Origin of the sequence: Burkholderia semiarida (assembly GCF_029268935.1) — a bacterium.
GTDB lineage: Bacteria > Pseudomonadota > Gammaproteobacteria > Burkholderiales > Burkholderiaceae > Burkholderia > Burkholderia semiarida.
Window position 1 is genome coordinate 524269 of record NZ_JAHLCL010000008.1, and the last position, 23642, is coordinate 547910.

The 23642-nt window shown below is 68.4% G+C and carries 24 protein-coding genes; 7 read left to right on the forward strand and 17 right to left on the reverse strand.

Features of this window, described 5'->3' with window-relative positions; translation table 11 throughout:
• Positions 1-2: 2 nt before the first annotated feature.
• The 4 genes from KPB06_RS25670 to KPB06_RS25685 form a co-directional block, all read right to left on the reverse strand.
• Complete coding sequence (locus tag KPB06_RS25670; RefSeq protein WP_059582988.1) at positions 3-1346, reverse strand: hemolysin family protein; 1344 nt, start codon at positions 1344-1346, stop codon at positions 3-5.
• A gap of 77 nt (positions 1347-1423) precedes the next feature.
• Positions 1424-2203 carry a sensor histidine kinase gene (locus KPB06_RS25675; RefSeq protein ID WP_059582985.1) on the reverse strand — a complete coding sequence of 260 codons (780 nt, stop codon included), beginning with the start codon at positions 2201-2203 and terminating at the stop codon, positions 1424-1426.
• Between the two features lie 67 nt (positions 2204-2270).
• A complete protein-coding gene (locus KPB06_RS25680; RefSeq protein ID WP_059583155.1) occupies positions 2271-3194 on the reverse strand; it encodes a DMT family transporter in 924 nt (307 codons plus the stop codon).
• 40 nt (positions 3195-3234) lie between these two features.
• Positions 3235-4092, reverse strand: a complete 858-nt coding sequence (locus KPB06_RS25685; protein ID WP_059582984.1) for a LysR family transcriptional regulator — start codon at positions 4090-4092, stop codon at positions 3235-3237.
• 113 nt (positions 4093-4205) lie between these two features.
• Between KPB06_RS25685 and KPB06_RS25690 the strand changes: the two genes are divergently transcribed.
• The 3 genes from KPB06_RS25690 (at position 4206) to KPB06_RS25700 (ending at position 7250) form a co-directional block, all read left to right on the forward strand.
• Positions 4206-4589: a tautomerase family protein gene (locus KPB06_RS25690; RefSeq protein ID WP_059582981.1), complete on the forward strand. Its 384-nt coding sequence runs from the start codon at positions 4206-4208 to the stop codon at positions 4587-4589.
• 152 nt (positions 4590-4741) lie between these two features.
• The gene (locus KPB06_RS25695; protein WP_059582979.1) at positions 4742-6361 is read left to right on the forward strand and encodes a CHAD domain-containing protein; all 1620 of its coding nucleotides are present in this window, start codon (positions 4742-4744) and stop codon (positions 6359-6361) included.
• A 52-nt stretch (positions 6362-6413) separates the two neighbouring features.
• Positions 6414-7250 carry a TOBE domain-containing protein gene (locus KPB06_RS25700; protein WP_059583152.1) on the forward strand — a complete coding sequence of 279 codons (837 nt, stop codon included), beginning with the start codon at positions 6414-6416 and terminating at the stop codon, positions 7248-7250.
• Between the two features lie 183 nt (positions 7251-7433).
• Here the strand turns inward: KPB06_RS25700 and KPB06_RS25705 are convergent, their stop codons facing one another.
• The 4 genes from KPB06_RS25705 to KPB06_RS25720 form a co-directional block, all read right to left on the reverse strand.
• On the reverse strand, positions 7434-8135 hold the full coding sequence (locus tag KPB06_RS25705; RefSeq protein ID WP_059582977.1) for a sulfate/molybdate ABC transporter ATP-binding protein: 702 nt from the start codon (positions 8133-8135) through the stop codon (positions 7434-7436).
• Positions 8136-8199: 64 nt separating this feature from the next.
• Positions 8200-8877, reverse strand: coding sequence for a molybdate ABC transporter permease subunit (modB, locus tag KPB06_RS25710; RefSeq protein WP_089465462.1), 678 nt, complete (start codon positions 8875-8877; stop codon positions 8200-8202).
• Positions 8878-8887: 10 nt separating this feature from the next.
• Positions 8888-9682, reverse strand: coding sequence for a molybdate ABC transporter substrate-binding protein (modA, locus tag KPB06_RS25715; protein WP_275905952.1), 795 nt, complete (start codon positions 9680-9682; stop codon positions 8888-8890).
• Positions 9683-9809: 127 nt separating this feature from the next.
• A complete protein-coding gene (locus tag KPB06_RS25720; protein ID WP_059639125.1) occupies positions 9810-10508 on the reverse strand; it encodes a phosphatase PAP2 family protein in 699 nt (232 codons plus the stop codon).
• A 259-nt stretch (positions 10509-10767) separates the two neighbouring features.
• Between KPB06_RS25720 and KPB06_RS25725 the strand changes: the two genes are divergently transcribed.
• A complete protein-coding gene (locus KPB06_RS25725) occupies positions 10768-11874 on the forward strand; it encodes an extracellular catalytic domain type 1 short-chain-length polyhydroxyalkanoate depolymerase (protein ID WP_226094081.1) in 1107 nt (368 codons plus the stop codon).
• Between the two features lie 80 nt (positions 11875-11954).
• On the forward strand, positions 11955-12131 hold the full coding sequence (locus tag KPB06_RS25730) for a DUF3563 family protein (RefSeq protein WP_069618521.1): 177 nt from the start codon (positions 11955-11957) through the stop codon (positions 12129-12131).
• 110 nt (positions 12132-12241) lie between these two features.
• Here KPB06_RS25730 and KPB06_RS25735 read toward each other — a convergent pair whose 3' ends face one another.
• The 5 genes from KPB06_RS25735 to KPB06_RS25755 form a co-directional block, all read right to left on the reverse strand.
• The gene (locus tag KPB06_RS25735; RefSeq protein ID WP_124860698.1) at positions 12242-12661 is read right to left on the reverse strand and encodes an organic hydroperoxide resistance protein; all 420 of its coding nucleotides are present in this window, start codon (positions 12659-12661) and stop codon (positions 12242-12244) included.
• Between the two features lie 154 nt (positions 12662-12815).
• Positions 12816-13268 (reverse strand): MarR family winged helix-turn-helix transcriptional regulator, encoded by a 453-nt coding sequence (locus KPB06_RS25740; RefSeq protein WP_060967773.1) that lies wholly within the window; start codon positions 13266-13268, stop codon positions 12816-12818.
• Between the two features lie 186 nt (positions 13269-13454).
• On the reverse strand, positions 13455-14264 hold the full coding sequence (locus KPB06_RS25745; protein WP_089465466.1) for a BPSS1780 family membrane protein: 810 nt from the start codon (positions 14262-14264) through the stop codon (positions 13455-13457).
• Positions 14255-15253: a homoserine kinase gene (locus KPB06_RS25750; protein ID WP_275905951.1), complete on the reverse strand. Its 999-nt coding sequence runs from the start codon at positions 15251-15253 to the stop codon at positions 14255-14257. The genes KPB06_RS25745 and KPB06_RS25750 overlap by 10 nt, the downstream gene beginning before the upstream one ends.
• Positions 15254-15352: 99 nt before the next feature.
• The gene (locus KPB06_RS25755; RefSeq protein WP_059582953.1) at positions 15353-15763 is read right to left on the reverse strand and encodes a hypothetical protein; all 411 of its coding nucleotides are present in this window, start codon (positions 15761-15763) and stop codon (positions 15353-15355) included.
• A gap of 129 nt (positions 15764-15892) precedes the next feature.
• Here KPB06_RS25755 and KPB06_RS25760 point away from each other — a divergent pair, with 129 nt between their 5' ends.
• On the forward strand, positions 15893-17419 hold the full coding sequence (locus KPB06_RS25760) for an AMP nucleosidase (RefSeq protein WP_011548157.1): 1527 nt from the start codon (positions 15893-15895) through the stop codon (positions 17417-17419).
• Between the two features lie 115 nt (positions 17420-17534).
• Here KPB06_RS25760 and KPB06_RS25765 read toward each other — a convergent pair whose 3' ends face one another.
• The 4 genes from KPB06_RS25765 to KPB06_RS25780 form a co-directional block, all read right to left on the reverse strand.
• Complete coding sequence (locus KPB06_RS25765; RefSeq protein WP_059582950.1) at positions 17535-18098, reverse strand: tautomerase family protein; 564 nt, start codon at positions 18096-18098, stop codon at positions 17535-17537.
• A gap of 148 nt (positions 18099-18246) precedes the next feature.
• On the reverse strand, positions 18247-19239 hold the full coding sequence (locus tag KPB06_RS25770; RefSeq protein WP_059582947.1) for a GlxA family transcriptional regulator: 993 nt from the start codon (positions 19237-19239) through the stop codon (positions 18247-18249).
• 155 nt (positions 19240-19394) lie between these two features.
• Positions 19395-19685 (reverse strand): hypothetical protein, encoded by a 291-nt coding sequence (locus KPB06_RS25775; protein ID WP_059582944.1) that lies wholly within the window; start codon positions 19683-19685, stop codon positions 19395-19397.
• Between the two features lie 381 nt (positions 19686-20066).
• Positions 20067-20828 (reverse strand): LOG family protein, encoded by a 762-nt coding sequence (locus KPB06_RS25780; protein WP_059582942.1) that lies wholly within the window; start codon positions 20826-20828, stop codon positions 20067-20069.
• Position 20829: 1 nt separating this feature from the next.
• Here KPB06_RS25780 and polA point away from each other — a divergent pair, with 1 nt between their 5' ends.
• On the forward strand, positions 20830-23583 hold the full coding sequence (polA, locus tag KPB06_RS25785) for a DNA polymerase I (protein ID WP_059582940.1): 2754 nt from the start codon (positions 20830-20832) through the stop codon (positions 23581-23583).
• Positions 23584-23642 lie beyond the last annotated feature (59 nt).

The following is a 23642-nucleotide window of genomic DNA, read 5'->3' on the forward strand; positions in this document are numbered from 1 at the left end:
CGTCATTCGTCGGCCTCCTTCGCGATCTTCGGATAGACGCGCACGAGCACGATGCGCGGCCCGTTCATCTTCTTCACGACGATGTCGAAGCGGTCGAACGATACGCGCTGCCCTTCGGTCGGCAGGTCGCTGAGCGCCTGGATCACGAGGCCGCCGACCGACTCCGCGCGGCCTTCGTCGATGTCGATGCCGAGCGCCTGCTCGAGCGACACGACGGGCAGGCTGCCCTTGCCCATCAGCGTGCCGTCGTCGAGGCGGCTCCAGTCGGCGTCGCCCTGGCGGAATTCGTCGTGGATCTGGCCGACCAGCGCGCCGAGCAGGTTGTCGAGCGTCAGGAAGCCGATCGGCTTCTCGCCCTTGCTGCCGACCAGCGCGAAGTGCGGGGCGCCCTTGCGGAAGCGGCGGAACAGCTCCAGCGCCGGCGTATCGGGCTTCACGTACTGGACCGGGCGCACGTAGTCGGAGAGATCCTCGAGCGCGGCGCCCGCGTGACGCGCGAGCAGCAGGTCCTTCAGGTGGATCAGCCCGCTCACCTGTTCGCGCGACGCATCCTCGAACAGCGGATAGCGGCTGAAACGGTGCCGCGCGACGATCTCCATGTTGTCGGGCAGCGGCAGGTCGCGCCGCAGGCCGATCATTTCATGGGCCGGCCGCATCAGGTCCGACACGGTCATCGACGAAAAATCGAGCGAATGCGCGAGCGTGTTCCACTCGTCGTTGCTGTACGTGCCGCGCGCCGGCTGCGCCGCATTGCCGGCCGCGCTGCGGCGGCTGCGCAGGATCAGCTTCAGCTCGTCGGTCGAATAGTGCGCGTCGCCGCCGTGGTCGGCCGACAGCCCCGCGAGCCGCAGCACCGCGTTGGCGCTGGTGTTGAGCACCCAGATCGCCGGATACATCGCCCAGTAGAACGCGTAGAGCGGCAGCGCGACCCACAGGCCGACCTTCTCCGACTGGCGGATCGCCATCGATTTCGGCGCCAGTTCGCCGACGACGATGTGCAAAAACGAGATCAGCGAGAACGCGAACACGAGCGAGATCAGGTGCACGACGCGTTCGGACTCGACGCCGATCAGGTCGAGCAGCGGGCCGATCAGTTGCGCGAACGCAGGTTCGCCGACCCAGCCGAGGCCGAGCGACGCGAGCGTGATGCCGAGCTGGCACGCGGAAAGATATGCGTCGAGCCGGCCGTGCACGAGGCCGAGGATGCGCCCGCGCAGGCCGTGCTTGCGGGCGAGGGTCTTGACGCGCGTTGCGCGGAGTTTGACGAGGCCGAATTCGGCCGCAACGAAGAACCCGTTCAGGGCCACCAGGAACAACGCGCCGATGAGCGCGAAGATCTGTAACAAAGAATCGCTCCGGTTATGACAGGCCCGTCAGTATAGGGCCCGGAAAGGAAGTTGTAATGTTTCGGGCGGCCGACCGCTTACACCGGCGCCTCGCACGGAATCGAGAACGTGATGGTGGCGGGCGCGCCGTCGGCGAACGCGTCGTGCGCGAACGTGCCGCCGTGCGCGAGTGCGACGCGCTGGCACAGCGCCAGCGTCCACGCGCTGCGTTTCGCGTCGCGCTCGCGCAGCATCTCGCGCCGCGCGAACGATTCGAATACGTGCGGCCGCGCGGGATCGACGAGCACGTCGGCGTTCACGGTGCACGTGGCGCGCGCGGTGAACTGCGCGCCGTCGCGTGTGCATGCGAACGCGACGCGGCTGCCCGCGGCGCTGGCCTCGACGGCTGTCGTCAGCAGGGTCCAGAGCGCCTGCGCGACGCGTTCGCGATCGACGGCGAGCGACGGCTCGCCGTCCGGCAGCGTCGCGTCGAGCGCGACCTCGCGTGCGTCGGCGAGCGCGAAGCGCACGAGCGCCAGCGTGTCGTCGAGCAGCGCGCGCAGCGCGAACCGCTGCGGCGCGAGCGCGAGCGTGCGCGTTTGCGCGCGCGGCGCGTCGAGCACGTCGTCGATCAGCGCGACCTGCTGGTCGATGCCGGTGCGGATGCCCGCGAGCGCGCGCTGCAGGTTCGGATCGGCATTGGCGAGCTGGCGTTCGAGCACGTAGGCCCAGCTGTGCATCGCGTTCAGCGGGCTGCGCAGGTCGTGCGACGCGGTGGAGAGCGCCTGGTCGCGCAGGAACAGCGCCGCCTGGGCGGCGTAGTGCGCTGCGCGTTCGCGCAGCAGGTCGGCGGCGGGATCGACGGAATGGGGCGTCACGGAGCTGGCCTGTCGGAAACGGTTGGCGTAAGGGTCACGCGAATCGTCATTATAGGGACGGTGGCGATCACGCCGGCAGCGCGTCCTCGTCCTTTTTCGGCGCGGCGCCGTTCGGCAGCAACTGGCACGCGAGCAGGCCGGCCAGCATCAACGCGCAGCCGACGAGCGCGCGCAGCGTCAGCGTTTCGCCGAGCGCGGCCCACCCGGCGATCGCCGCGAACACGCCTTCCATGCTGAAGATCACGGCCGCGTGCGCGGGCGCCGCGTCGCGTTGCGCGACGACCTGCAGCGTATAGCCGACGCCGACCGACAGCAGCCCGCCGTACAGCAGCGTGGGCAGCGCGCCGCGCAGCATCGCGACGCTGACCGGCTCGACCGCCAGGCCGACGGCGAGGCACGCCACGCCGCACACGGCGAACTGCAGGAACGCGAGCACGAGCGGATCGTGGCGTTTCGCGAGATGGCCGACCGCCATCACGTGCGCGGCGATGATGACGGCGCCCGCGAGCTGGAACCAGTCGCCGTAGAGCACCGAGAAGTGCTCGTCGATGCTCAGGAAATACAGGCCGATCGCGGCCAGCAACGCGCCGAACCACGTGCCCGCGCCGATCCGGTGGCGCGCGAACACGCCCATCAGCGGCACGATCACGACGTACAGCGAGCTGATGAAGCCGGCGTTGGCGATCCGCGTGTATTGCAGGCCGACCTGCTGCAGCGAGATCGACACGGCGAGCAGCCCGCCGAGCGCGAGGCCCGGCAGCAGCCGCGCCGGGCCGCGGCGGATCGCCGCGAGCTGCGCGCGCGACGCCGGATTCAGCATCAGCAGCGGCGCCAGCACGAGCGCGCCGAGCAGGAAGCGCAGCCCGGTGAACAGGAACGGCCCGATCACGTCGAGGCTCAGGCGTTGCGCGACGAACGCGGAGCCCCAGATCGCGGCGGCGCCGAGCATCAGCAGGTTGGCGCGGAGATGCTTGCGGGCGTCGGGCTTCATCGGCATTCGTCTGGAGATTACGGGCGGCGGGGCCGCTAGTTTACGCCGAGATTGCCAGGCTGTCGGCAAACCTGCGCAGCGCGGCGGCGGCGCGGGCGTCGCGGACGCGCGAATACAGCACGACCTGCGATTGCGGCAGCGCCGGCAGCCCGAATTTCGCGCCGACGTCGACCAGCGTGCGCGGGGCGACGCGCCGCGCGAGCGGGCAGACGGCCAGCCCCGCCGCGGCGGCGGCCGAGACCGCCGCGACTCCGCCGCCCGTGAAGCGCTCGCGCCACGGCAGCCCCGCGCGGTCGAGCGCGCGCAGCGCGGCCGCCCGCACGCCGCAGGGGCCGGCCAGCACCGCGAGCGGCAGCGGCTCGCCTGCGCGCGGCGCCCAGTCGGGCGCGGCGAGCCACGCCAGCGGCTCGGTGAACAGCAGCGTGCCGTCGTCGCGCGGCGGGTCTTCGCCGGGCTCGTGCCGGACGATCACCGCGTCGAACCGCCGTTCGTCGTACTGCGGGAGCAGGCTCGTCGACGCCCCGAGATGCATTTCCAGCGACAGCCCCGGATCCTGGCGGTGCAGGCTCGTGAGCACGGCCGGCAGGTCGGGCACCGCGACGTGCTCGCTGACGCCGAGCGACAGGCGCACCGTGCCGGTCGAGATCGCGCCGAGCGCATGCTCGTGCGCGTCGAGCAGCGCGCGGGCGGCCGGCAGGAAATGCTCGCCGTCGGCGGCCAGCTTGACGACGCGCGGCGTGCGCGCCAGCAGCGGCTTGCCGAGGTGGGCTTCCAGCCGTTTGAGCTTCAGGCTGACGGCCGATTGCGTGGTGCCGAGCGCATCGGCGGCGCGCGTGAAGCTCGCGAGATCGGCGACCAGCACGAACGCGCGCACGGCATCGAGATCGAGTACTTTCATTTCAAATGAAAATGAATGAAATATTCATCAATGACTGTTCATTATAGATTGACGAGCCTAACCTGACGCTGTGTTTTCGTTCTTCAACGTTACTCACCAACAGGAGCAGGACCATGCCATTCACTCGTATCGCCGTACGCGAAGGTAAACCGGCCGCCTACCGCAGGGCCCTCGTCGACGGCGTGCAGCGCGCGCTGATACAGACGTTCAACGTACCCGAGGACGACATCTTCATGGTCGTGACCGAGCATGCGCCTGACAACTTCGTGTTCGGCCGCCATTACCTCGATATCGAACGCAGCGACGATCTCGTGATGATCCAGATCACCGCGAACAACACGCGCACGTTGGAGCAGAAGCGGGCGCTGTACCGGACGATCGCCGAGAACCTCGCGCAGCAGCCCGGCGTGCGGCAGGAAGACGTATTCATCAGCCTTGTCGAGGTACTCAAGGAGAACTGGTCGTTCGGCAACGGCATCGCGCAATATGCCGTCTGACGTACCGGCTTGACCTGCCGGTTTGACGTGCCACACGGAGACAGGGCCGGATCGTCGCCTGCGCCCTTTTGGGGCGTGTACTATGGAAGCTGCTTCACGAGCGACGCCGGCGCGGTGGATGCGCCGGCGATCCTTCTTGTGCGGGAGCCTCCATGTCGCGTGTGCTGGAAATCGTGTTGTCGTTGTCGCTGGAAGGGTGGCCGGTCAAGGGCGCGAGCCGTGCCCGTGGCGCGCAGCGCGACTTCGGCGCCGAACTCGTGCGTGCGTGGCGGATCTGCCCGCAGGTCCGGATGCGGCGTGGCCACGAGCGCGTGACGATCGAGCCGTGCCAGATCGAAGAGGCCGAGCGCAGCCCGGGCGCGAGCTGGTGGACCTGGGTCGAATCGAACGCGCATGGCACGCGGGTCGTCGCGTCGCGCACCGAGGCGTTCGCGCCCGGCGTCACGCAGCGCGAACTGTTCGACGCGGAGCACGCGGGCATCGTCGTCGCGGCGCCGCTGCCGATACCCGCGACGCGTGCCGCAGCCGATGCCGACGCGCCGGCTGCCGACGTGAACGGCGTTGCACCGGACACCGACGAAGCGCGATCCCAGGCATCGGCGCCGCGCATCGTCAGCGAACGGCGGCGCGGGCGCTGGGCCGACGACAGCGGCGTCGTGGTCGAAATGACGCTCGACGACATCACGCTGCACGGCGGCGGCGAGCCGCCGCGCCGCTACGTCGAGCTGCGCCTGGCCGCGCCCGACTGGGACACCGTTGCCGCGCGCACGGCCGCGCTGCACGCGCTGTTCGCCGCGGCGCGCGAACTGAGCGGCGCATGGCCCGCGTTCGTGCAACTGACGAGCGTGATCGACCGCGCCTGTGCGGGCGGCCCGGTGGCCGCCATGCTGGTCAAGGCGCAGCCCGTCGACCTGACCGGCATCCGCACGCAGCGCGCCGCGCTGTTCGCGCTGTCCGGCGACATCACCGCGCAGTGGCTCGGCAACGAGCGTGGCGTGCTCGATCGCGACGATCCCGAATTCGTCCACCAGATGCGCGTCGCGCTGCGCCGCCTGCGCACGCTGATGCGCTTCTTCCCGCGCTTCACCGATCGTCGATGGAAGGACACGCTCGGCGTCGACCTGCGCTGGCTCGCCGCGCTGCTCGGCACGGTGCGCGACTGGGACGTGTTCGCGACCGAGAGCCTGCCTGCGCTGATCGCGGCCGACGGCGGCGGCGGCGACTGGGACGGCACGCTCGACGCGGCCCGCGCGCAGTCGATGGCCGCGCGCGTCGAGCTGCGGCAGGCGCTGCATTCGGCCCGCTATGCGCGGCTGACGCTCGGCTGGCTCGAATGGCTGGGCACGCTCGCGTTGCCGGCGGCCGACGGCGACGACGCGCCGTCGCTGCGGCGTCACGCGACCAAGCGCGTGCGGCGGCTGTTCGGTCATCTCTACGGCTCGCCGTCGCTCACGTCGCTCGACACGGCGGCACGCCATCAGGTGCGGATCGATGCGAAGCGGCTGCGCTACGCGCTCGAATTCTTCGCGTCGCTGGCGTCGCGCCGCACGCGCAACGAGACGGTCAAGACGCTGGCGCGCGTGCAGGGCGTCCTTGGCGAGGCGAACGACGCGATGGTCGCGCTTCACCATCTCGAGCAACTGGGGGCACCGCCGTATCAGCTCGGTTTCGTGCGCGGCTACGGCGCCGCGCTCGAACAGCGCGCGGCGCGCGACGCCGAGGCGCTGCTGGCCAGCCTGCGGCCGCCGAAGCTCGACGGCAAGCCGGGCTGAGCGCCGCGCCCCCCCCTATAATGGCCGCCCGTTTCCCGCACGCATGCCGATGATGACCGACGCCCCGCCTTCTTCCTCGTCCGCCGGACCGCTCGAACTGGGCGGCGAGCTGTGGTTGCGCGCCGGCGAACGGACGCTCGGCGGCGCGACGCGCATCGCGCTGCTCGCGGCGATCGGCGACACCGGTTCGATCACGCGCGCGGCCAAGGCCGTCGGCCTCAGCTACAAGGCCGCGTGGGACGCGGTCGACACGATGAACAATCTCGCCGGCGAGCCGCTCGTCGCGCGTGCGACGGGCGGCAAGGGCGGCGGCGGCACGACGCTGACGCCGCGCGCGACGTCGCTGATCGCCGCGTTCCGCGCGATCGAGCGCGAGCATCGCCGCTTCATCGAGGCCGCGAGCGCGGCCGTTGCCGGCTTCGACGTCGACTGGGCGCTGATCGGCCGGATCGGGATGAAGACGAGCGCGCGCAACCAGTGGTTCGGCAAGGTCGCGTCGATCGTTCGCGGCACCGTCAACGACGAGGTGACGCTTGCGCTGCCTGGCGGGCAAGCCGTCGTCGCCGTGCTGACGCACGAAAGCGCCGACGCGCTCGGGCTGCGGGAAGGCGAGCACGCGTGCGCGTTGGTGAAGGCGTCGTGGGTCGTGCTCGCGGTCGACGATGGCGGGCCCGACCTGAAAGTTTCCGCGCGCAACCGGCTGCACGGCAGCGTGGAAGCCGTCGCGGCGGGCGCGGTGAACAGCGAGGTGACGCTGGCGCTCGACGGCGGCGGAACGCTGACGGCCGTCGTGACCAACGACAGCGTCGATGCGTTGCAGCTCGACGCGGGCCGGCGGGCCATCGCGCTGTTCAAGGCGTCGAGCGTGATTCTGGCGGTGACGGGCTGACCCGGCCGGCAGTGCGGCTTCCGTTGGCCGGCGGCCGTCGTGCGGGGCGGGGTGAAGCCGGTGCCGCACGCGTGTGTGCATCGCACCGACTTCGTTTCCGCTTTCAGCATGTGCCGCGACGCGGCTTCTCCCAGGCTCCAACGCGGCGGCCAGCGCCACGCTCACGACCACGGCGTCGCGCGCTCAGGTGACGCGCGTCGGCCACTCGGCGTGCGGCGAGTTGGCCTGCACGCGTCCTTCGCTCAACTGCACGACCTGGTCGCCGAACGCGGCGACGTCGTCGGGGTCGTGCGAGATCAGCACCATCGGGATGTCGAGCCGCGCCTGCAGTTCGGCGAGCTCGTGACGCATGCGCTGGCGCATCGCGCCGTCGAGCGCCGCGAACGGTTCGTCGAGCAGCAGGATGCGCGGCTGCGCGACCAGCGCGCGCGCGAGCGCGACGCGCTGCTTCTGCCCGCCCGATAGCTGCGACGGATACTGCCCCGCGAGCGATTCGAGGTCGAACGCGCGCAGCCAGTACGCGACTTCCGGCGGCACCGTCCTCGCGCGCGGGTTGCGCAGCCCGGACGTGAGCCCGAACGCGATGTTCTGCCGCACGTTCAGATGCGGAAACAGCGCGTAGTCCTGGAACAGGTACGCGACACGGCGTTCGCGGGTCGGCACGTCGATGCGGCGCGCGGCGTCGAACAGCGGCTCGCCGTTCAGCGTGATCGTGCCTGCGTCGGGCGTCAGCAGCCCGGCGATCGCCTGCAGCGTCATGCTCTTGCCCGCGCCGGACGGCCCGAACAGCACGACGCGCTGCATCGCCGCCGTGAACGACACATCGAGCGTGAAGCGGCGCTCGGCGTTCGCGTAGGTCTTGCGGATGTCGACGACGAGGCTCATGCGGGCCTCCGCCGAAGCGGGCCGGCTGCCGGGCGGCACCGGTGATGCGGACAGCACACGCGCGTCATGTCGGTTGGCTCCGCCGTGCGCGCGACGGTACGAGCCAGCCGGTCGCGAGCAGCACCAGCACGCAGGTGATCGACGTCACCAGCACGAGGAAATTGGCCGTGTTGTCGTCGCCGGCCTGCACGGCCGCGTAGATCGCGACCGACAGCGTCTGTGTGCGGCCGGGCAGGTTGCCGGCGATCATCAGCGTCGCGCCGAATTCGCCGAGCGCGCGCGCGAACGCGAGCAGCGCCCCCGCGAGAATCCCGCGCGTGGCGAGCGGCAGCGTCACGCGGAAGAACACCGCCACTTCGCCGAGCCCGAGCGTGCGCGCGGCGCGCTCGAGATGCGGATCGACGCCTTCGAACGCCGCGCGCGCCGATTTCAGAATCAGCGGAAACGCGACGACCATCGACGCGATCACCGCGCCTTGCCACGTAAACACCAGCTCGATGCCGAGCGTGTCGAGCCACGCGCCGAACACGCCGCGCCGGCCGAGCAGCACGAGCAGGTAATAGCCGAGCACCGTCGGCGGCAGCACGAGCGGCAGCGTCAGCACGGCATCGACGACGTCGCGCAGCGGCGAGCGCCAGCGCGCGAGCACGAACGCGGCCGCGACGCCGAGCACGACGTCGAGCGCGGTCGCCCAGCCGGCAACCTTCAGCGACAGCAGCAGCGGGACCCAGGCGTCTTGCATCGCGAGTCGCTCACCGGGCGGGCTTGAAGCCGAACGTCGACAGCACGGCCTGGCCCTGCGGCGACACGACGAAATCGATGAACGACTGCGCCTGCGCGGCGTGGCGGCTGTCCTTGACCACCGCGATCGGGTAGGTGATGGCCGTCCGGGTCGGCACCGTCAGCGCGACTTTCACGCGGCCCGGCATGATCGCGGCGTCGGTACCGAACACGAAGCCCGCGTCGACCTCGCCGCGCGCGACGTAGTCGAGGCTCTGGCGCACGTTGGCGGCCAGCACGCCTTTCGCGCTGACCGCCTCCCACACGCCGGCCGCGCGCAGCGCGCCCTCGGTGTAGCGGCCGACCGGCACCGATGCCGGGTCGCCGTACGCGATGCGTTTCACGCCGGGCGCGGCCAGGTCGTTCAGCGACGTCGGCGCGGCCGCGTGGCTGTCGGCCAGCACGATCAGCACCAGCGAGTTCGCCGCGAAATCGCGGCGTGTGCCGGGCGCGATCACCTTTTCGTTCACCGCGCGATCCATCGCCTTCTGGTCGGCCGATGCGAACACGTCGGCCGGCGCACCCTTGGCGATCTGCTGCATCAGCACGTCCGATGCGCCGAAGTTGAGCAGCACCCTGGTGCCTGGATGCTGCTTCTCGTACGCGTCGCCGACGGCCTTGAACGCGTTCGTCAGGCTGGCGGCGGCCGACACGACCAGTTCGTCGGCGGCCGAAGCGGGCGCGCTGAACGCGAACCCGGCGGCAAGCGCGGCGAGCGGCAGGAGGCGAAGCAGGGTGCGGCGAAGCGGACGGACGGTTGAGCGCATGGCGGATTCGCTTTGAACGGGGGAAACCGTAATCGTAATATAGGGCGGGTTATAACGCTCGGCATACTGCTCATGCGGCGGTGCGCATGAAATGGTCGGACGTGAAAAGGAGCGGCCCGGCAGCCGGTCACGCGTGAAGCGTATGCGGCGCCGATTCGGTGCGCTGCAGCGACGACGGCTGCGACGCGGGATGGTAGTTCGGGTTGGCCTTCCAGCGCGCGCGGACGAACGGGCGCTCGTGCCCCGACAGTTCCAGCGCGACCTTGGTGACCCAGCGGTGTGACGGCACCGTGATGCCGTGCAGCGCCACGGTGACGAGCGCGAGGCTCGCGACGACCGCGGGCACCGACCAGCGGTGCGGCACCGCGCGCCACGAGCCGGCGATGAACGTGAGCGCGGCGAGCGCGCCGACGATGCAGCCGGTGATCGATTCGGACGGCGAATGCGCGTCGAGCGCGACGCGCGACACGCCGACCGCGATGCCGGCCGCCAGCCCGAGCGCGATGCCGGCGATCCGCAGCGGCGTGCGCGCGCGGATCAGCGCGAGGAAAATCGCGACCGGATACACCGACGTCGACAGCATCGCATGGCCGCTGAACCCGGTGAAATCCCACGCGCGGATGCCGATGCCCCAGCCGAGGAACGCGATCTTCGTGAGCGCCACCACGCCGATCGCGGCCGCGAGCACGCCGAGCCATGCGGCCGCGCGTTGCCACGAATAGCCGAGCGCGAGCCACACGGCAATCGTGATCGCGAGCGGCAAGGTCAGGCCGGCGCCGCCGAACGCGGTGATCATGATCCACAGATGAGAGGGCAGGTCGAACATCGGGAAGGGGACGAACGAGGGCGGGGAGAATGCTTAAATCAACGCGCGAGCCGGGCAGAACGACTACAACGGATACAAGCGGCGAAACCCCAGTATAGCGCCGCGTCCGCATGAGGCCCGTTTTTTGCGCGGCCGGGAACTATCGGCGCGCAGGAAAAATCCCAGAAACAATGTTATGGTGCATTGCACAAAGCTGAACGGTGCACCCATTGCGGCGCTTTCATGGCGCCCCTATTTTTCCTGACTGCGAGCCCGATCGATGACCAAAAGTCTGACCAAGGTGTGGCTGGGCGGCATGAAACGCATGCTGTCTCCGGCCACCAAGCGCGGCGCGCGCGATGCGCAACGCATCGCACGCGACGCACTCGAGGCCGCCTCTCCCGCCGTGTCCGATCTGTCCCCGCCACGCGAATCGCGCGTACGGCCGCGCGCGGCCGCATGGGCGGCGGGCGAGTGGACACGCGGCGAACATCCGATGACGCCCGCGCTCGGGCGGCTGGTCCAGAACCTCGCATACGGGCTCTACGTACCGCCCGGCCGGCGGCGCGGCGCGATGCCGCTCGTCGTGATGCTGCACGGATGTCAGCAGTCGGCGGACGAATTCGCGCAGGGCACGCGGATGAACCTGCTGGCCGACAAGCACGGCTTCGCGGTGCTGTATCCGGAACAGTCGCTGCGCGCGCACGCGCACGGCTGCTGGCACTGGTATGAAGACACCGACCGCGCGGGGCGCGGCGAGGCGGACACGGTGGCGTCACTGGTCGACGCGCTGGTCGACGAGCACGGCTTCGACGCGTCGCGCGTCTACGTCGCCGGGCTGTCGGCCGGCGCGGGGCTCGCGTCGCTTCTTGCACTGCACCATCCGGAGCGCTTCGCGGCGATCGCGTTGCACTCGGGCCCCGCGCTCGGCGAGGCGAACTCCGGCATTACCGCGATGGACGTGATGCGGCGCGGCCTGCGCCAGAACCCGGCCGCGGCGGTCGATGCGCTGGTCGATACCGGTGCGTATCCGGGCATGCCCGTGCTAATCGTCCAGGGCGACGGCGATCATGTCGTCGCGCCGAAGAATGCCGATCAACTGACCGTGCAGTTCATGCGCCTGAACGGGCTTGCCGACAGCCGCGGTGCGCTGCGCGGCGGCGAGCGCGTCGAGACGCGCGAAACGGGCGTGCAGATCACCGATGTATGCCGCGACGGCGAGCCGGTCGTGCGGCTGTGTCACGTGAAAGGGCTCGCCCACGCGTGGGCCGGCGGCGACGAAGCCGTGCCGTTTCACGCGGCGGTCGGCCCCGACGCAAGCGCGATGATCTGGTCCTTTTTCGAAACCTATCGCCGCACTGTGGCGACGGAACGACGCACCGTCTGATCGATGCTGGTCAAAGCCTAGGGTTTTCCCTATAATTCGGGAAAACCCTAGTCCAGAACCTTTGAACAGCGAGATCGACCATGTACCTGCTGAGCCACCTCTTCCTGATGCTGACCAAGAACGCCGAAAAGGCCGCGAAAGAGCGCGCCGACGCGTACCTGGCCGAAGCCACCGACATCTACGATCTCGAATTCCGCATGCGCAAGATCGATCGCGACGCGGCAATGAACCGCCCGTATTCGATCGGCGCGCGCTAAGCAGCGCGCGCGGGCCTTGCCGGCCCGCCAGTTCGACGAATCGCGCAAAAGGGCGCGTGCGGCACGATGCCGCACGCGCCCTTTTTGCATCCTGCCGGAACCCGCGGCCGTCAGACGAGCGTCAGGCGCACCGGCACGTTGTTGCGCGTGGCGTTCGAATACGGGCACACGTGGTGCGCCTTGTCGACCAGCGCCTGCGCGTCGGCCTTGTCGAGCCCCGGCAGCGACACGCGCAGCTCGATGTCGAGCCCGAAGCCGCCTGCGTCGTTCGGGCCGATGCCCACCTCCGCCGTGACTTGCGTGTCGGCCGGCAGCGTCTGCTTGTTCTGGCCCGCGACGAATTTCATCGCGCTCAGGAAACAGGCCGAGTAACCTGCGGCAAACAGCTGCTCCGGATTCGTGCCTTCCGCACCCGTGCCGCCGAGTTCGCGCGGCGCGGCCAGCTTCACTTCCAGCTTGTGGTCGCCGGAAACCGCGCGGCCGTCGCGGCCGCCCGTGCTCGTGGCGCTGGTCTTGTACAGAATGTTCATCGTGCTGCTCCTGTCAGGAAGAGAGGGAGAAAGCGGTCCGGTCGGACGGGGTGTCGCCGGCCACGAAGCAAATATAGAGCACAAATCATTAGTATGCAAATTAAATTTCGAAGAAAAAGCCCGGCACGCCGGGCGGTCGATCCGAGCTCGAGCGTCAGCGTTCGTTGGCCGCCGACAAAGCGTCGCGCAACTGCTGCAGATCGGCGCGCAACCTGATCAGGAATTCGGGTGTCTGTTGCATCGCGCAAAAGAGGTCGGCGGGCACCGAGCGCGCGCGCTCCTTCAGCGCACGGCCTTCCGGCGTCACACGCACGTTGACGACGCGTTCGTCGGTCGCGCTTCGCACGCGCTCGACGTAGCCGAGCGCCTCCAGTCGCTTGAGCAGCGGCGTGACCGTGGCCGGATCGAGGTCGAGCCGCGCGGCGATGTCCTTCACGGCCATGTCGTCGCGCTCCCACAGCACGAGCATCGCGAGATATTGCGGATAGGTCAGCGACAGCTTGTCGAGCAGCGGCTTGTACGCCTTCGTCATCGCGTGCGAAGTCGAATAAAGCGCGAAGCAGAGTTGCTCGTCGAGTGTCTGGGGCAGCGCGGGCAGGCGATCCATGGTTCGGGAAGCGCATCGGATGCGCGAACGATTTGCACACGAATTATTTTGCGCGCAAAAGGTTTGGCTGAACAGGGGGCCGGCGGGCAGTCGATATGGAAAAAGGGGGGAGATCAGAAGCGCGCCGGCGACGACCCGGGGCCGAACAGCGGAGCGGCCGGCGACATGCGCCGGCCGGAAGCAGGATCAGCGGCCCGGCATCGTCGTCGTCGCACCCGGTTCCTGCACGCCGAAGCAGCCGCGATAGGTCGCGTAGAACGAGCAGTACAGCATCGTGACGATGATGATCGTCACCGGCATCATGATCGTCAGCGCATACGCCCCCGCGCCCAGCGCTTGCAGTAGCAGCGACAGCGCGAGCGACGTGCCGAGCGCGACGGCGAACCACAGCACGCCGTACACGACGAACGCGCCGCGATTGCGCCAGCAGCTGACGACGCTGAAGAACAGCGCCTTCGCGGGCGGGACGTCATGCCATGCGACCAGCACCGGCGCGAACCAGAACAGCATCGCGACCGGCAGATAGAGCAGCGTCGCGAAGAACAGCGCGCCGAGCGCACCTTGCGCGGCGAGCGTCTCGGGCGTCGTGTTCGCTTCGCCGGCCGCGCCCATCATCATGTGGAACAGCGCGCCACCGTCCACGAACGACGAAGCGGCGAACACCAGCACCATCGACGCGACGTAGATCACGCCGAGCGCGAGCAGCCGCTGGGTCGCGATGGTGCCGTACGAGCGAAAGCCGTCCACGAGGATCGTCGGCATCACGGTCTTGCCGGCCACCGTGTCGCGGCATGCGGCCATGAAGCCGACCGCGATGCCGGGAATGAACACCAGCGGCAGCGCCGAGCCGATCACGGGCACCATCGACACCAGCGTGATCGCGAGCAGGTACGTGAAGAACAGCGTGATGAACGCGAGCGGATTCCGGCGGAACAGCCAGATGCCTTGACGGAACCAGACATAGCCCGTTTTGGCGGGCACTTCGATCAGTTGCATGCGGTTTGGATCTCGGGAAGCGCGGGCGTATGCGCGATACGCTCACGCAGAATGCGTTCGAAATGGCCGGGGTCGTGCGGCTTGAGCATCTCGGCCGCGCGCGGCAGGTAGAAGTCGTACAGGCGCGACACCCAGAAGCGGTACGCGCCGGCGCGCAGCATGTCGCTCCAGTGGCGGCGCTCCTCGGCCGTGAACGGCCGAACCGTCTGGTACGCGCGCAGCAGCGCATCGGCGCGTGCGACGTCGAGCGCGCCGGTCGCGAGGTCGACGCACCAGTCGTTGACGGTGACCGCGACGTCGAACAGCCACTTGTCGCAGCCCGCGAAATAGAAATCGAAGAAACCGCCGAGCCGGACGTCGTGGCCGGTGCCGGGCGCCGCGTGCGCGAACAGCACGTTGTCGCGGAACAGGTCGCAATGGCATGGGCCGGCCGGCAGCGCCGCATAGTCGTCCGACGCGAAGAAGCCGGCCTGGTGCGCGAGCTCGCCTTCGAGCAGCGTGCGTTGCGCGTCCGTGATGAACGGCACGATGGCCGGCACGTTCTCCTGCCACCACGGCAGGCTGCGCAGGTTCGGCTGGCTGCGCGGATAGTCGCGCCCCGCGAGATGCAGGCGCGCGAGCATCTGCCCGACCTCGATGCAGTGTTCGACCCCGGGCGCGAGTTCGGCCGCGCCGTCGAGCTTCGTGACGATCGTGGCCGGCTTGCCGTGCAGCTCGCCGAACAGCGCGCCGTCGTCACGCGGGACCGGGTCCGGCACCGGCACGCCGTGGGCGGCCAGATGGCGCATCAGGTCGAGGTAGAACGGCAACTGCTGCGCCGTGAGCTTTTCGAAGATCGTGAGGACGTATTCGCCGCGCGTCGTCGTCAGGAAGAAATTGCTGTTTTCGATACCGGACGGAATGCCGCGGAACGCCAGCACGTCGCCCAGTTCGTAGTGGCGCATCCATTGCGCGAGATCGGAGTCGGAAACAGCGGTGAAAACGGCCATGCGGGATGCGTCAGGTCAGGGTGTCGGCACGCGGGCGGCGTGCGTCGCGACAACGGGTGAAGGGGCGGCGCGGCGCGGTCGGTGCGCGGCGCCGCGGAATCAGTAGCGCAGGTTCAGCGACGGCAGGCGCGTGATCGGGATGCCGGCGTCGTGCGGCTTCGGCGACGTGTCGGGCGTCGAGCTCATCTGATAGCGCGTGCCGAAGTTCGACTTCACGTCGATCTCGACCGGCTTGCCGCGGTCGCGGTACTCGGTGACTTCGGTGCCGTTCTTGCTCTTTTCGTGGAAGCTCGGCGTGCGGCGGATGTCCGCGAAGTCGACTTTCGACGTGACTTCGGCGCCCGGCCGGTTGATCTTGCGGAGATCGGGCAGGCCGGCGGCTTCGTTGGCCTCGGCCCGGGCCTGCGCGTCGGCGCCCGGCGCGTCGGCCTCAGGCGTGCCGCCGGCGGCGTGAGCGACGCTGGCGGCGGCAAACGCGACGGCAGCGGCGACGAAAATGAGCGGCTTCATGATGAGTCTCCAGTGAACCCACCGATTTTAGCAAATACTGCGCGCCATCCGGCCCCTGCGTGTGCGGGGGCGGCCATAAAGGCGCCCGGGTTCCGTGGTAATGTCGTCGGATCAGACGAGGTGATGAAAATGAAGAACGATTTGAGCCGCCGGCACCGTGTGCTGTCGCCCGAAAGCCCGTCGGTCGAGGCTTTCGACGATCCGATCGCCGCGGTCGCGCGGCTGTCCGCCATCTACGACACGAACACGGGCTTCCTGCGCGATGCGTTCGCGCGCTATCGCCGCCACGAAGCGATTACCGAGCACGTGCGCGCATGCTATCCGTTCGTGCGGATCCGCACCGACGTCAACACGCACGTCGATTCGCGCCGCTCGTACGGCTTCGTCGCGGGCCCCGGCGTATTCGAGACGACGGTCACGCGCCCCGATCTCTTCGCGAACTACTACCGCGAGCAACTGCGCCTGCTGGCGAAGAACCACCATGTCAAGATCGAGATCGGCGTATCGTCGCAGCCGATTCCGATCCATTTCGCGTTTCCGGAAGGCATTCATCTCGAGGGCGAACTCGATCGCGACCGGCTGCTCGCGATGCGTGACATCTTCGACACGCCCGACCTGTCGTATCTCGACGACCGCATCGTCAACGGCACGTTCGAGCCGGCGCCCGGCGAGCCGCATCCGCTCGCGCTGTTCACGGCCGCGCGCGTCGACTTCTCGCTGCACCGGCTGCGCCACTACACGGCGACGTCGCCCACGCACTTCCAGAATTACGTGCTCTACACGAACTACCAGTTCTACATCGACGAGTTCGTGAAGCTCGGCCGCACGATGATGACGGAAAGCGACGATCCCGAGGTGCGTGCGTACCGCAGCGAGTACAGCGCGTTCGTCGAGCCGGGCGACGTCGTCACGTACAACGCGAACCTCGGCGGCGAGCCCGCCGAGGGCACCGCGCCGCCGCGCCTGCCGCAGATGCCCGCGTATCACCTGAAGCGCGCGGACGGCAGCGGGATCACGATGGTCAACATCGGGGTCGGCCCGTCGAACGCGAAGACGATCACCGATCACATCGCGGTGCTGCGTCCGCACGCGTGGGTGATGCTCGGCCACTGCGCGGGGCTGCGCAACACGCAGCGGCTCGGCGACTACGTGCTCGCGCACGGTTACGTGCGGGAAGATCACGTGCTCGACGCCGACCTGCCGCTGTGGGTGCCGATCCCGGCGCTGGCCGAAGTGCAGCTCGCGCTCGAGCGCGGCGTGGCCGAGGTCACGCGGCTGGAGGGCGTGGAACTGAAGCGCGTGATGCGCACGGGCACGGTCGCGAGCGTCGACAACCGCAATTGGGAGCTGCGCGACCATCGCGAGCCCGTGCAGCGGCTGTCGCAGAGCCGCGCGATCGCGCTCGACATGGAAAGCGCGACGATCGCCGCGAACGGCTTCCGCTTCCGGGTGCCGTACGGCACGTTGCTGTGCGTATCGGACAAGCCGCTGCACGGCGAGCTGAAGTTGCCGGGCATGGCCGACACGTTCTATCGCGGGCAGGTCGACCAGCATCTGCAGATTGGCGTGAAGGCGATGGAGATCCTGCGCACGAACGGGCTCGACAAGCTGCATAGCCGCAAGCTGCGCAGCTTTGCGGAAGTGGCGTTCCAGTGACGTGAACCGCGGCCCCGGGTTGCGGTGCGCGCCGCGATGTCCGGCGCAATCGCGAACCGGGGCATGCCTTTCTTCCGTGACGCGGGGCCGGTTGCGATTCCGTTGCGACCCGGCGTCAGCGCGCGGCTTCGGCGCTCGGCTCGTGCGATCCACGCCGGGCCGTCTCCAGCATCGAGTCGCGCACCGCATCGACGAGCCGGCCCGCATCCGCGCGCCGCTTGATCGCCAGGCGCTGTTCGCCGAGCGCGCGCAGCGTCGTGCCGCCGAAATATTCCATGATGTCCGGCAGCCGGCGCACCGTGCCGCGGCTTCCCCAGCAGCCGTCGTCGATTTCCGTCGGAAAGACCCACACGCGCGTCGCGACGGCGTCGATCGGCACGCCTTCCGCACGTGCGACGGCGGCGGTCACGTCGGCGATCAGCGCGGCGCGCGCGGCGTCCGTGTACTGCCCTTCCGGCACCGTCGGCACGACCCGGTAGATCGGCGCAGGTGCGACGACGCCCGCGCGATACACGGCCGCCGGCCGATGGACGAAGATCCAGGTCACGTCGCGTACGCGCGGATCGTCGGGATCGAGCCCCTCGTGGCGGATCAGCGTGGTGGTCAGTTCGTTCATCAACTGTGCTTCGGCTTGCGGCGCGAGCGCGCCTTCGGGGATGGTCACATCGATCATCGGCATGATGGTGTCCTGGGTTCGGTGGAGATCGCGTCGCTCCGGTCAAGGAGACGTGAACCCAGTGTATGAACCGCGTCGCCACGCGCGAAGTGGCGAAACTGCCATTCGACGATGCCATTCCCGACATCGCGCTTCCCGGCCGTTTCAGGCCCTAACGCGCGAAGCGGCGGCGATATTCTCCTGGGGAGATGCCGGTCTCGCGCTTGAACAGTTGCCGGAAGCCGCTGATGTCCGCATAGCCGACGCGTTCGCACACCGTGTCGATCGCGAGCTTCGTTTCCGCGAGCAGCCGTTTCGCGACTTCGATCCTGAGCGTCTGGAGATACCTGAGCGGCGGGGCGCCCACCGCGTCCCGGAAGCGGCGATGGAGCGTGCGTTCGCTCATCGCGACGTGGTCGCTCAGCCGTGCGAGGCTGAAGGGTTCGCGCAAGTGTTTTTCCATCCAGCGTTGCGCGCGCGCGATGGCCGGATCGTCGTGACCGTGGTGGCCCATCCGGTCGAGGTCGATGAACGAATCCTGCGAGTCGCGATTCATGTCGATCAACATGAGCCTGGCGACGGACGCGGCGACGCGCGCGCTCGCCAGTTTGTCGACGACCCGCAATGCGAGATTCTGGTACGACGTGACCGCGCCGCCGCACAGGATGCCGTCCTGTTCGGTCAGTACGTCGGACGCGCGCAGCGCGACGTCCGGATAGCGTGCGCGGAAGCTCGACGCCTTCGACCAGTGCGTCGTGGCGACGCGGCCGTCGAGCAATCCGGCCTCCGCGAGCAGGAACGCGCCGGTGCAGTAAGTCGCGATCAGCGTGCCGCGCGCGTGTTGCCGGCGCAGTGCGTCGAACAGCGGCGCGAGCGAGGCGGGCTTGTCGAGCAGCCGGTCGAGATCCGCGACGAACGGACCGGTCAGCCAGATCGCGTCGGCGGCACTGCCGCCGTCGATCGCGCCGTCGACCGGAACGACCTGCCCGGACGCCGTGCGCACGGGCCGCCCGTCGATCGATTCGACGCGCCAGCGGAACGGTGTAGCCGTGCGATGCGGTGGCATCGTCGATGCGATATGGTTGGCTGCCGTGAGGATGTCGGTCGGCGCGGCGATACCGGACGCAAGGGCGCGGTCGACGGCCCAGATTCGGATGAGCGGCATGAGTGGCGGGACAGGCCTTGGACGAGGGCAATCCTACCACCCGGAATCGAGCGGCTCCGCCGCCTTTCGTTCGCGGCCCGCCACCCAAAATCAAAGGCCGCCCTGCGCCGAATCGCGCGGGCGGCCTTGCGTCGCGGGTGAACGCGCCCGGGCGCTCAGCACTCGCCCTTTTTCGCGTGTCCCGGCGGGCAGTGATAGCCGCCACGCCCGCGATAGTGCTGGTGCTCTTCCCATTCGCGGCGTTCCCAGTAGCGGCGGCCGTCCCAGTAGCGGTCGCCGTGCCAGCCGACGATGACGGCCGGCGCCGGGGCGACCACGACGGGGGCGGGCGCGACGACGACCGGCGCGGGCGTGCCGATGTTGACGTCGACGTTGACGGCGTGAGCGAGGCCGGACAGCGAAAGGCCGAGGCCGGCGAAAGCGAGGGCGATCAGCGAGCGTTGCATGTTCTTTTCCGTGGTGTCGTGATGAATAGGCCGACGCGACGCGATGGAAGCGAGGGGGGGGCGCTCCACCGGGGGAACGCCGCGCCGACACAATGCAGTGTGCTGCCGCGCGACGGAAAAGGCGAGTCGTGATTATTACGGAGGATTGGCGGTGCACAGGCGCGCGAAGGGCCATCCGTTTGACATTGGCGGGCCGCCGGTGCGGCTGATCCCGCCGCATGACGCAGCGCCGACTGCGGGATTTGACATTCGACCGCGCGCGGCGGCGAACGGGCATTAACAGCGCGTTACAAAGTCACGCCCGGCGGGCCACCGGATCGCGCTGCCCTTTGCGTGAAAAGCACGACAGCCGGCCGTCGGGCCGGCTGTCGTCACTGACCGTTACAGATAGAACATCCGGTCTTCTTCAGGCCGCGGCGGTTGATCGTCGCCGTCCGAACCTTCCTCTTCCTCGCCGCTGTCCTCGTAGAACGCGAGCACCGCGTCGAGCACCTGGTCGGGATCGTCGATCACCTGCATCAGGTTCATGTCTTCCGGATTGATCAGGCCCATCGGAATCAGTTGATCGCGGAACCATTGCAGCAGCCCCTGCCAGAATTCGCTGCCGACGAGGATGATCGGCACGAGGCGCGACTTCTTCGTCTGGATCAGCGTGAGCACTTCGGACAGTTCGTCGAGCGTGCCGAAGCCGCCCGGCATCACGATCACGGCATCCGAATTCTTCACGAACGTGACCTTGCGCGTGAAGAAATGGCGGAAGCGCAGCGAGATGTCCTGATAGTGGTTGCCGGCCTGCTCGTGCGGCAACTCGATGTTCAGGCCGACCGACGGCGCCTTGCCGGCGTGCGCACCCTTGTTCGCGGCTTCCATGATGCCGGGGCCGCCGCCGGAGATCACCGCGAAGCCGGCGTCCGACAGCTTGCGCGCGATCTGCGCGGCAAGTTTGTAGTGCGGGTTGTCGGGTTTGAGGCGGGCAGAACCGTAGATGCTGACAGCCGGGCGGATCTCCGACAGGTACTCGGTCGCCTCGATAAACTCTGCCATAATCGTGAACATCTGCCACGATGCGCGCGCCTTCTTGGCCGTCGCGCGTTCTTGATCTGCGAGCGAACGCAGACTCGGAATCACTTTTCTCTTGTTCATAATGCCTGAAGAACGAAATCTGGAAGGTAAGACCCTGCTATTGGTTGACGGTTCGAGCTATCTGTATCGGGCTTACCATGCGATGCCTGATTTGCGTGGCCCTGGCGGGGAGCCGACCGGAGCGCTCTACGGAATCATCAACATGCTGCGCCGTATGCGCAAGGAAGTCAGTGCAGAGTATAGCGCTTGCGTGTTCGATGCAAAGGGCAAGACGTTCCGCGACGACCTTTATGCCGACTATAAGGCAAACCGCCCGTCGATGCCGCCCGATCTCGCCTTGCAGGTCGAGCCGATCCACGGCGCGGTGCGCGCGCTCGGCTGGCCGCTGCTGATGGTCGAAGGCGTCGAGGCCGACGACGTGATCGGCACGCTCGCGCGCGAGGCCGAACGGCACGGGATGAACGTGATCGTGTCGACCGGCGACAAGGATCTCGCGCAGCTCGTCACCGATCGCGTCACGCTCGTCAACACGATGACCAACGAAACGCTCGATCGCGACGGCGTGATCGCGAAGTTCGGCGTGCCGCCCGAGCGGATCATCGACTACCTCGCGCTGATCGGCGACACCGTCGACAACGTGCCGGGCGTCGAGAAGTGCGGGCCGAAGACGGCCGTGAAGTGGCTGTCGCAATACGACAGCCTCGACGGCGTGATCGAACACGCGGGCGAGATCAAGGGCGTGGTCGGCGACAACCTGCGCCGCGCGCTCGATTTCCTGCCGCTCGGCCGCAAGCTCGTGACCGTCGACACGTCGTGCGATCTCGCGCCGCATCTCGAATCGATCGAGGCGTCGCTGAAGACGGACGGCGAAGCACGCGAGCTGCTGCGCGACATCTTCGCGCGCTACGGCTTCAAGACCTGGCTGCGCGAAGTCGACAGCGCACCCGCGGAAGGCGGCGGCGCCGATGCGCCGGAAGGCGAGCCGGCCCCGGTCGTCGCGGCGGACATCGCGCGCGAATACGACACGATCCAGACCTGGGAGCAGTTCGACGCGTGGTTCGCGAAGATCGACGCGGCCGCGCTGACCGCGTTCGACACCGAGACCACCGCGCTCGATCCGATGCTCGCGCGGCTCGTCGGGCTGTCGTTCTCGGTCGAGCCGGGCAAGGCGGCCTATCTGCCCGTCGCGCACCGCGGTCCCGACATGCCCGAGCAGCTTCCGCTCGACGAAGTGCTCGCGCGCCTGAAGCCGTGGCTCGAGTCGGCCGATCGCAAGAAAGTCGGCCAGCACCTGAAGTACGACGCGCAAGTGCTCGCGAACTACGACATCGCGCTGAACGGCATCGAGCACGACACGCTGCTCGAATCGTACGTGCTCGAATCGCACCGCACGCACGACATGGACAGCCTCGCGCTGCGTCATCTGGGCGTCAAGACGATCAAGTACGAGGACGTGGCGGGCAAGGGCGCGAAGCAGATCGGTTTCGACGAAGTGGCGCTCGACCAGGCCGCTGCGTACGCGGCCGAGGATGCGGACATCACGCTGCAGCTCCATCACGCGATGTATCCGCAGGTCGCGCGCGAACCGGGCCTCGAGCGCGTGTACCGCGACATCGAGATGCCGGTGTCGCTCGTGCTGCGCAAGATGGAGCGCACCGGCGTGCTGATCGACGATGCGCTGTTGCAGGCGCAAAGCAGCGAGATCGCGACGCGCCTCATCGAGCTCGAGGGGCAGGCGTACGAGCTGGCCGGCGGCGAATTCAATCTCGGGTCGCCGAAGCAGATCGGGCAGATCTTCTTCGAGAAGCTGCAGTTGCCGGTCGTGAAGAAAACGCCGAGCGGCGCGCCGTCGACCGACGAGGAAGTGCTGCAGAAGCTGGCCGAGGACTACCCGCTGCCGAAGGTGCTGCTCGAGCATCGCGGGCTGTCGAAGCTGAAGTCGACCTATACCGACAAGCTGCCGCGCATGGTGAATCCCGCCACCGGCCGCGTGCACACGAACTACGCGCAAGCGGTCGCGGTCACGGGCCGGCTTGCGTCGAACGACCCCAATCTTCAGAACATTCCGGTGCGCACGGCCGAAGGTCGGCGCATCCGCGAGGCGTTCATCGCATCGCCGGGCCACCGGATCGTGTCGGCCGACTACTCGCAGATCGAGCTGCGGATCATGGCGCACATTTCCGGCGACGCGTCGCTGCTGCGCGCGTTCTCGCAGGGCGAGGACATCCATCGCGCGACGGCCGCCGAAGTGTTCGGCGTGACGCCGCTGGAGGTCAATTCCGACCAGCGCCGGATCGCGAAGGTGATCAACTTCGGGCTCATCTACGGGATGAGCGCGTTCGGGCTTGCATCGAACCTCGGCATCACGCGCGACGCGGCGAAGCTCTATATCGACCGCTATTTCACCCGCTATCCGGGTGTCGCGCAGTACATGGAAGACACGCGCGCGACCGCGAAGGAGAAGGGCTACGTCGAAACCGTTTTCGGTCGCCGCCTGTGGCTGCCCGAGATCAACGGCGGCAACGGCCCGCGCCGCCAGGCGGCCGAGCGCGCGGCGATCAATGCACCGATGCAGGGCACGGCGGCCGACCTGATCAAGCTGTCGATGATCGCGGTGGACGACTGGCTGACGCGCGACAAGCTCGCGTCGCGGATGATCATGCAGGTGCACGATGAACTGGTGCTCGAGGTGCCGGAAGGCGAGCTGCCGCTCGTGCGCGAGAAACTACCGGAAATGATGTGCGGCGTCGCGAAGCTGAAGGTGCCGCTGGTCGCCGAGGTGGGCGCCGGCGCGAACTGGGAAGAGGCACACTGACGCACCCCCGCGCGATTCCCGTTTCCCGCGGCATATTGTTGCAGGGATGCCAAATATCG

Bases quoted from the DNA above. Each gene is read 5' to 3' on its own strand.
- KPB06_RS25680 (WP_059583155.1), bottom strand. From the start codon at position 3,194: ATGAAGCCCGACGCCCGCAAGCATCTCCGCGCCAACCTGCTGATGCTC.
- KPB06_RS25745 (WP_089465466.1), bottom strand. From the start codon at position 14,264: ATGCAACTGATCGAAGTGCCCGCCAAAACGGGCTATGTCTGGTTCCGT.
- KPB06_RS25730 (WP_069618521.1), top strand. From the start codon at position 11,955: ATGTACCTGCTGAGCCACCTCTTCCTGATGCTGACCAAGAACGCCGAA.
- KPB06_RS25725 (WP_226094081.1), top strand. From the start codon at position 10,768: ATGACCAAAAGTCTGACCAAGGTGTGGCTGGGCGGCATGAAACGCATG.
- KPB06_RS25690 (WP_059582981.1), top strand. From the start codon at position 4,206: ATGCCATTCACTCGTATCGCCGTACGCGAAGGTAAACCGGCCGCCTAC.
- KPB06_RS25750 (WP_275905951.1), bottom strand. From the start codon at position 15,253: ATGGCCGTTTTCACCGCTGTTTCCGACTCCGATCTCGCGCAATGGATG.
- KPB06_RS25705 (WP_059582977.1), bottom strand. From the start codon at position 8,135: ATGAGCCTCGTCGTCGACATCCGCAAGACCTACGCGAACGCCGAGCGC.
- polA (WP_059582940.1), top strand. From the start codon at position 20,830: ATGCCTGAAGAACGAAATCTGGAAGGTAAGACCCTGCTATTGGTTGAC.
- KPB06_RS25700 (WP_059583152.1), top strand. From the start codon at position 6,414: ATGACCGACGCCCCGCCTTCTTCCTCGTCCGCCGGACCGCTCGAACTG.
- KPB06_RS25765 (WP_059582950.1), bottom strand. From the start codon at position 18,098: ATGCCGATGATCGATGTGACCATCCCCGAAGGCGCGCTCGCGCCGCAA.
- modB (WP_089465462.1), bottom strand. From the start codon at position 8,877: ATGCAAGACGCCTGGGTCCCGCTGCTGCTGTCGCTGAAGGTTGCCGGC.
- KPB06_RS25770 (WP_059582947.1), bottom strand. From the start codon at position 19,239: ATGCCGCTCATCCGAATCTGGGCCGTCGACCGCGCCCTTGCGTCCGGT.
- KPB06_RS25780 (WP_059582942.1), bottom strand. From the start codon at position 20,828: ATGAACAAGAGAAAAGTGATTCCGAGTCTGCGTTCGCTCGCAGATCAA.
- KPB06_RS25755 (WP_059582953.1), bottom strand. From the start codon at position 15,763: ATGAAGCCGCTCATTTTCGTCGCCGCTGCCGTCGCGTTTGCCGCCGCC.
- modA (WP_275905952.1), bottom strand. From the start codon at position 9,682: ATGCGCTCAACCGTCCGTCCGCTTCGCCGCACCCTGCTTCGCCTCCTG.
- KPB06_RS25740 (WP_060967773.1), bottom strand. From the start codon at position 13,268: ATGGATCGCCTGCCCGCGCTGCCCCAGACACTCGACGAGCAACTCTGC.
- KPB06_RS25720 (WP_059639125.1), bottom strand. From the start codon at position 10,508: ATGTTCGACCTGCCCTCTCATCTGTGGATCATGATCACCGCGTTCGGC.
- KPB06_RS25760 (WP_011548157.1), top strand. From the start codon at position 15,893: ATGAAGAACGATTTGAGCCGCCGGCACCGTGTGCTGTCGCCCGAAAGC.
- KPB06_RS25735 (WP_124860698.1), bottom strand. From the start codon at position 12,661: ATGAACATTCTGTACAAGACCAGCGCCACGAGCACGGGCGGCCGCGAC.
- KPB06_RS25695 (WP_059582979.1), top strand. From the start codon at position 4,742: ATGTCGCGTGTGCTGGAAATCGTGTTGTCGTTGTCGCTGGAAGGGTGG.
- KPB06_RS25685 (WP_059582984.1), bottom strand. From the start codon at position 4,092: ATGAAAGTACTCGATCTCGATGCCGTGCGCGCGTTCGTGCTGGTCGCC.
- KPB06_RS25775 (WP_059582944.1), bottom strand. From the start codon at position 19,685: ATGCAACGCTCGCTGATCGCCCTCGCTTTCGCCGGCCTCGGCCTTTCG.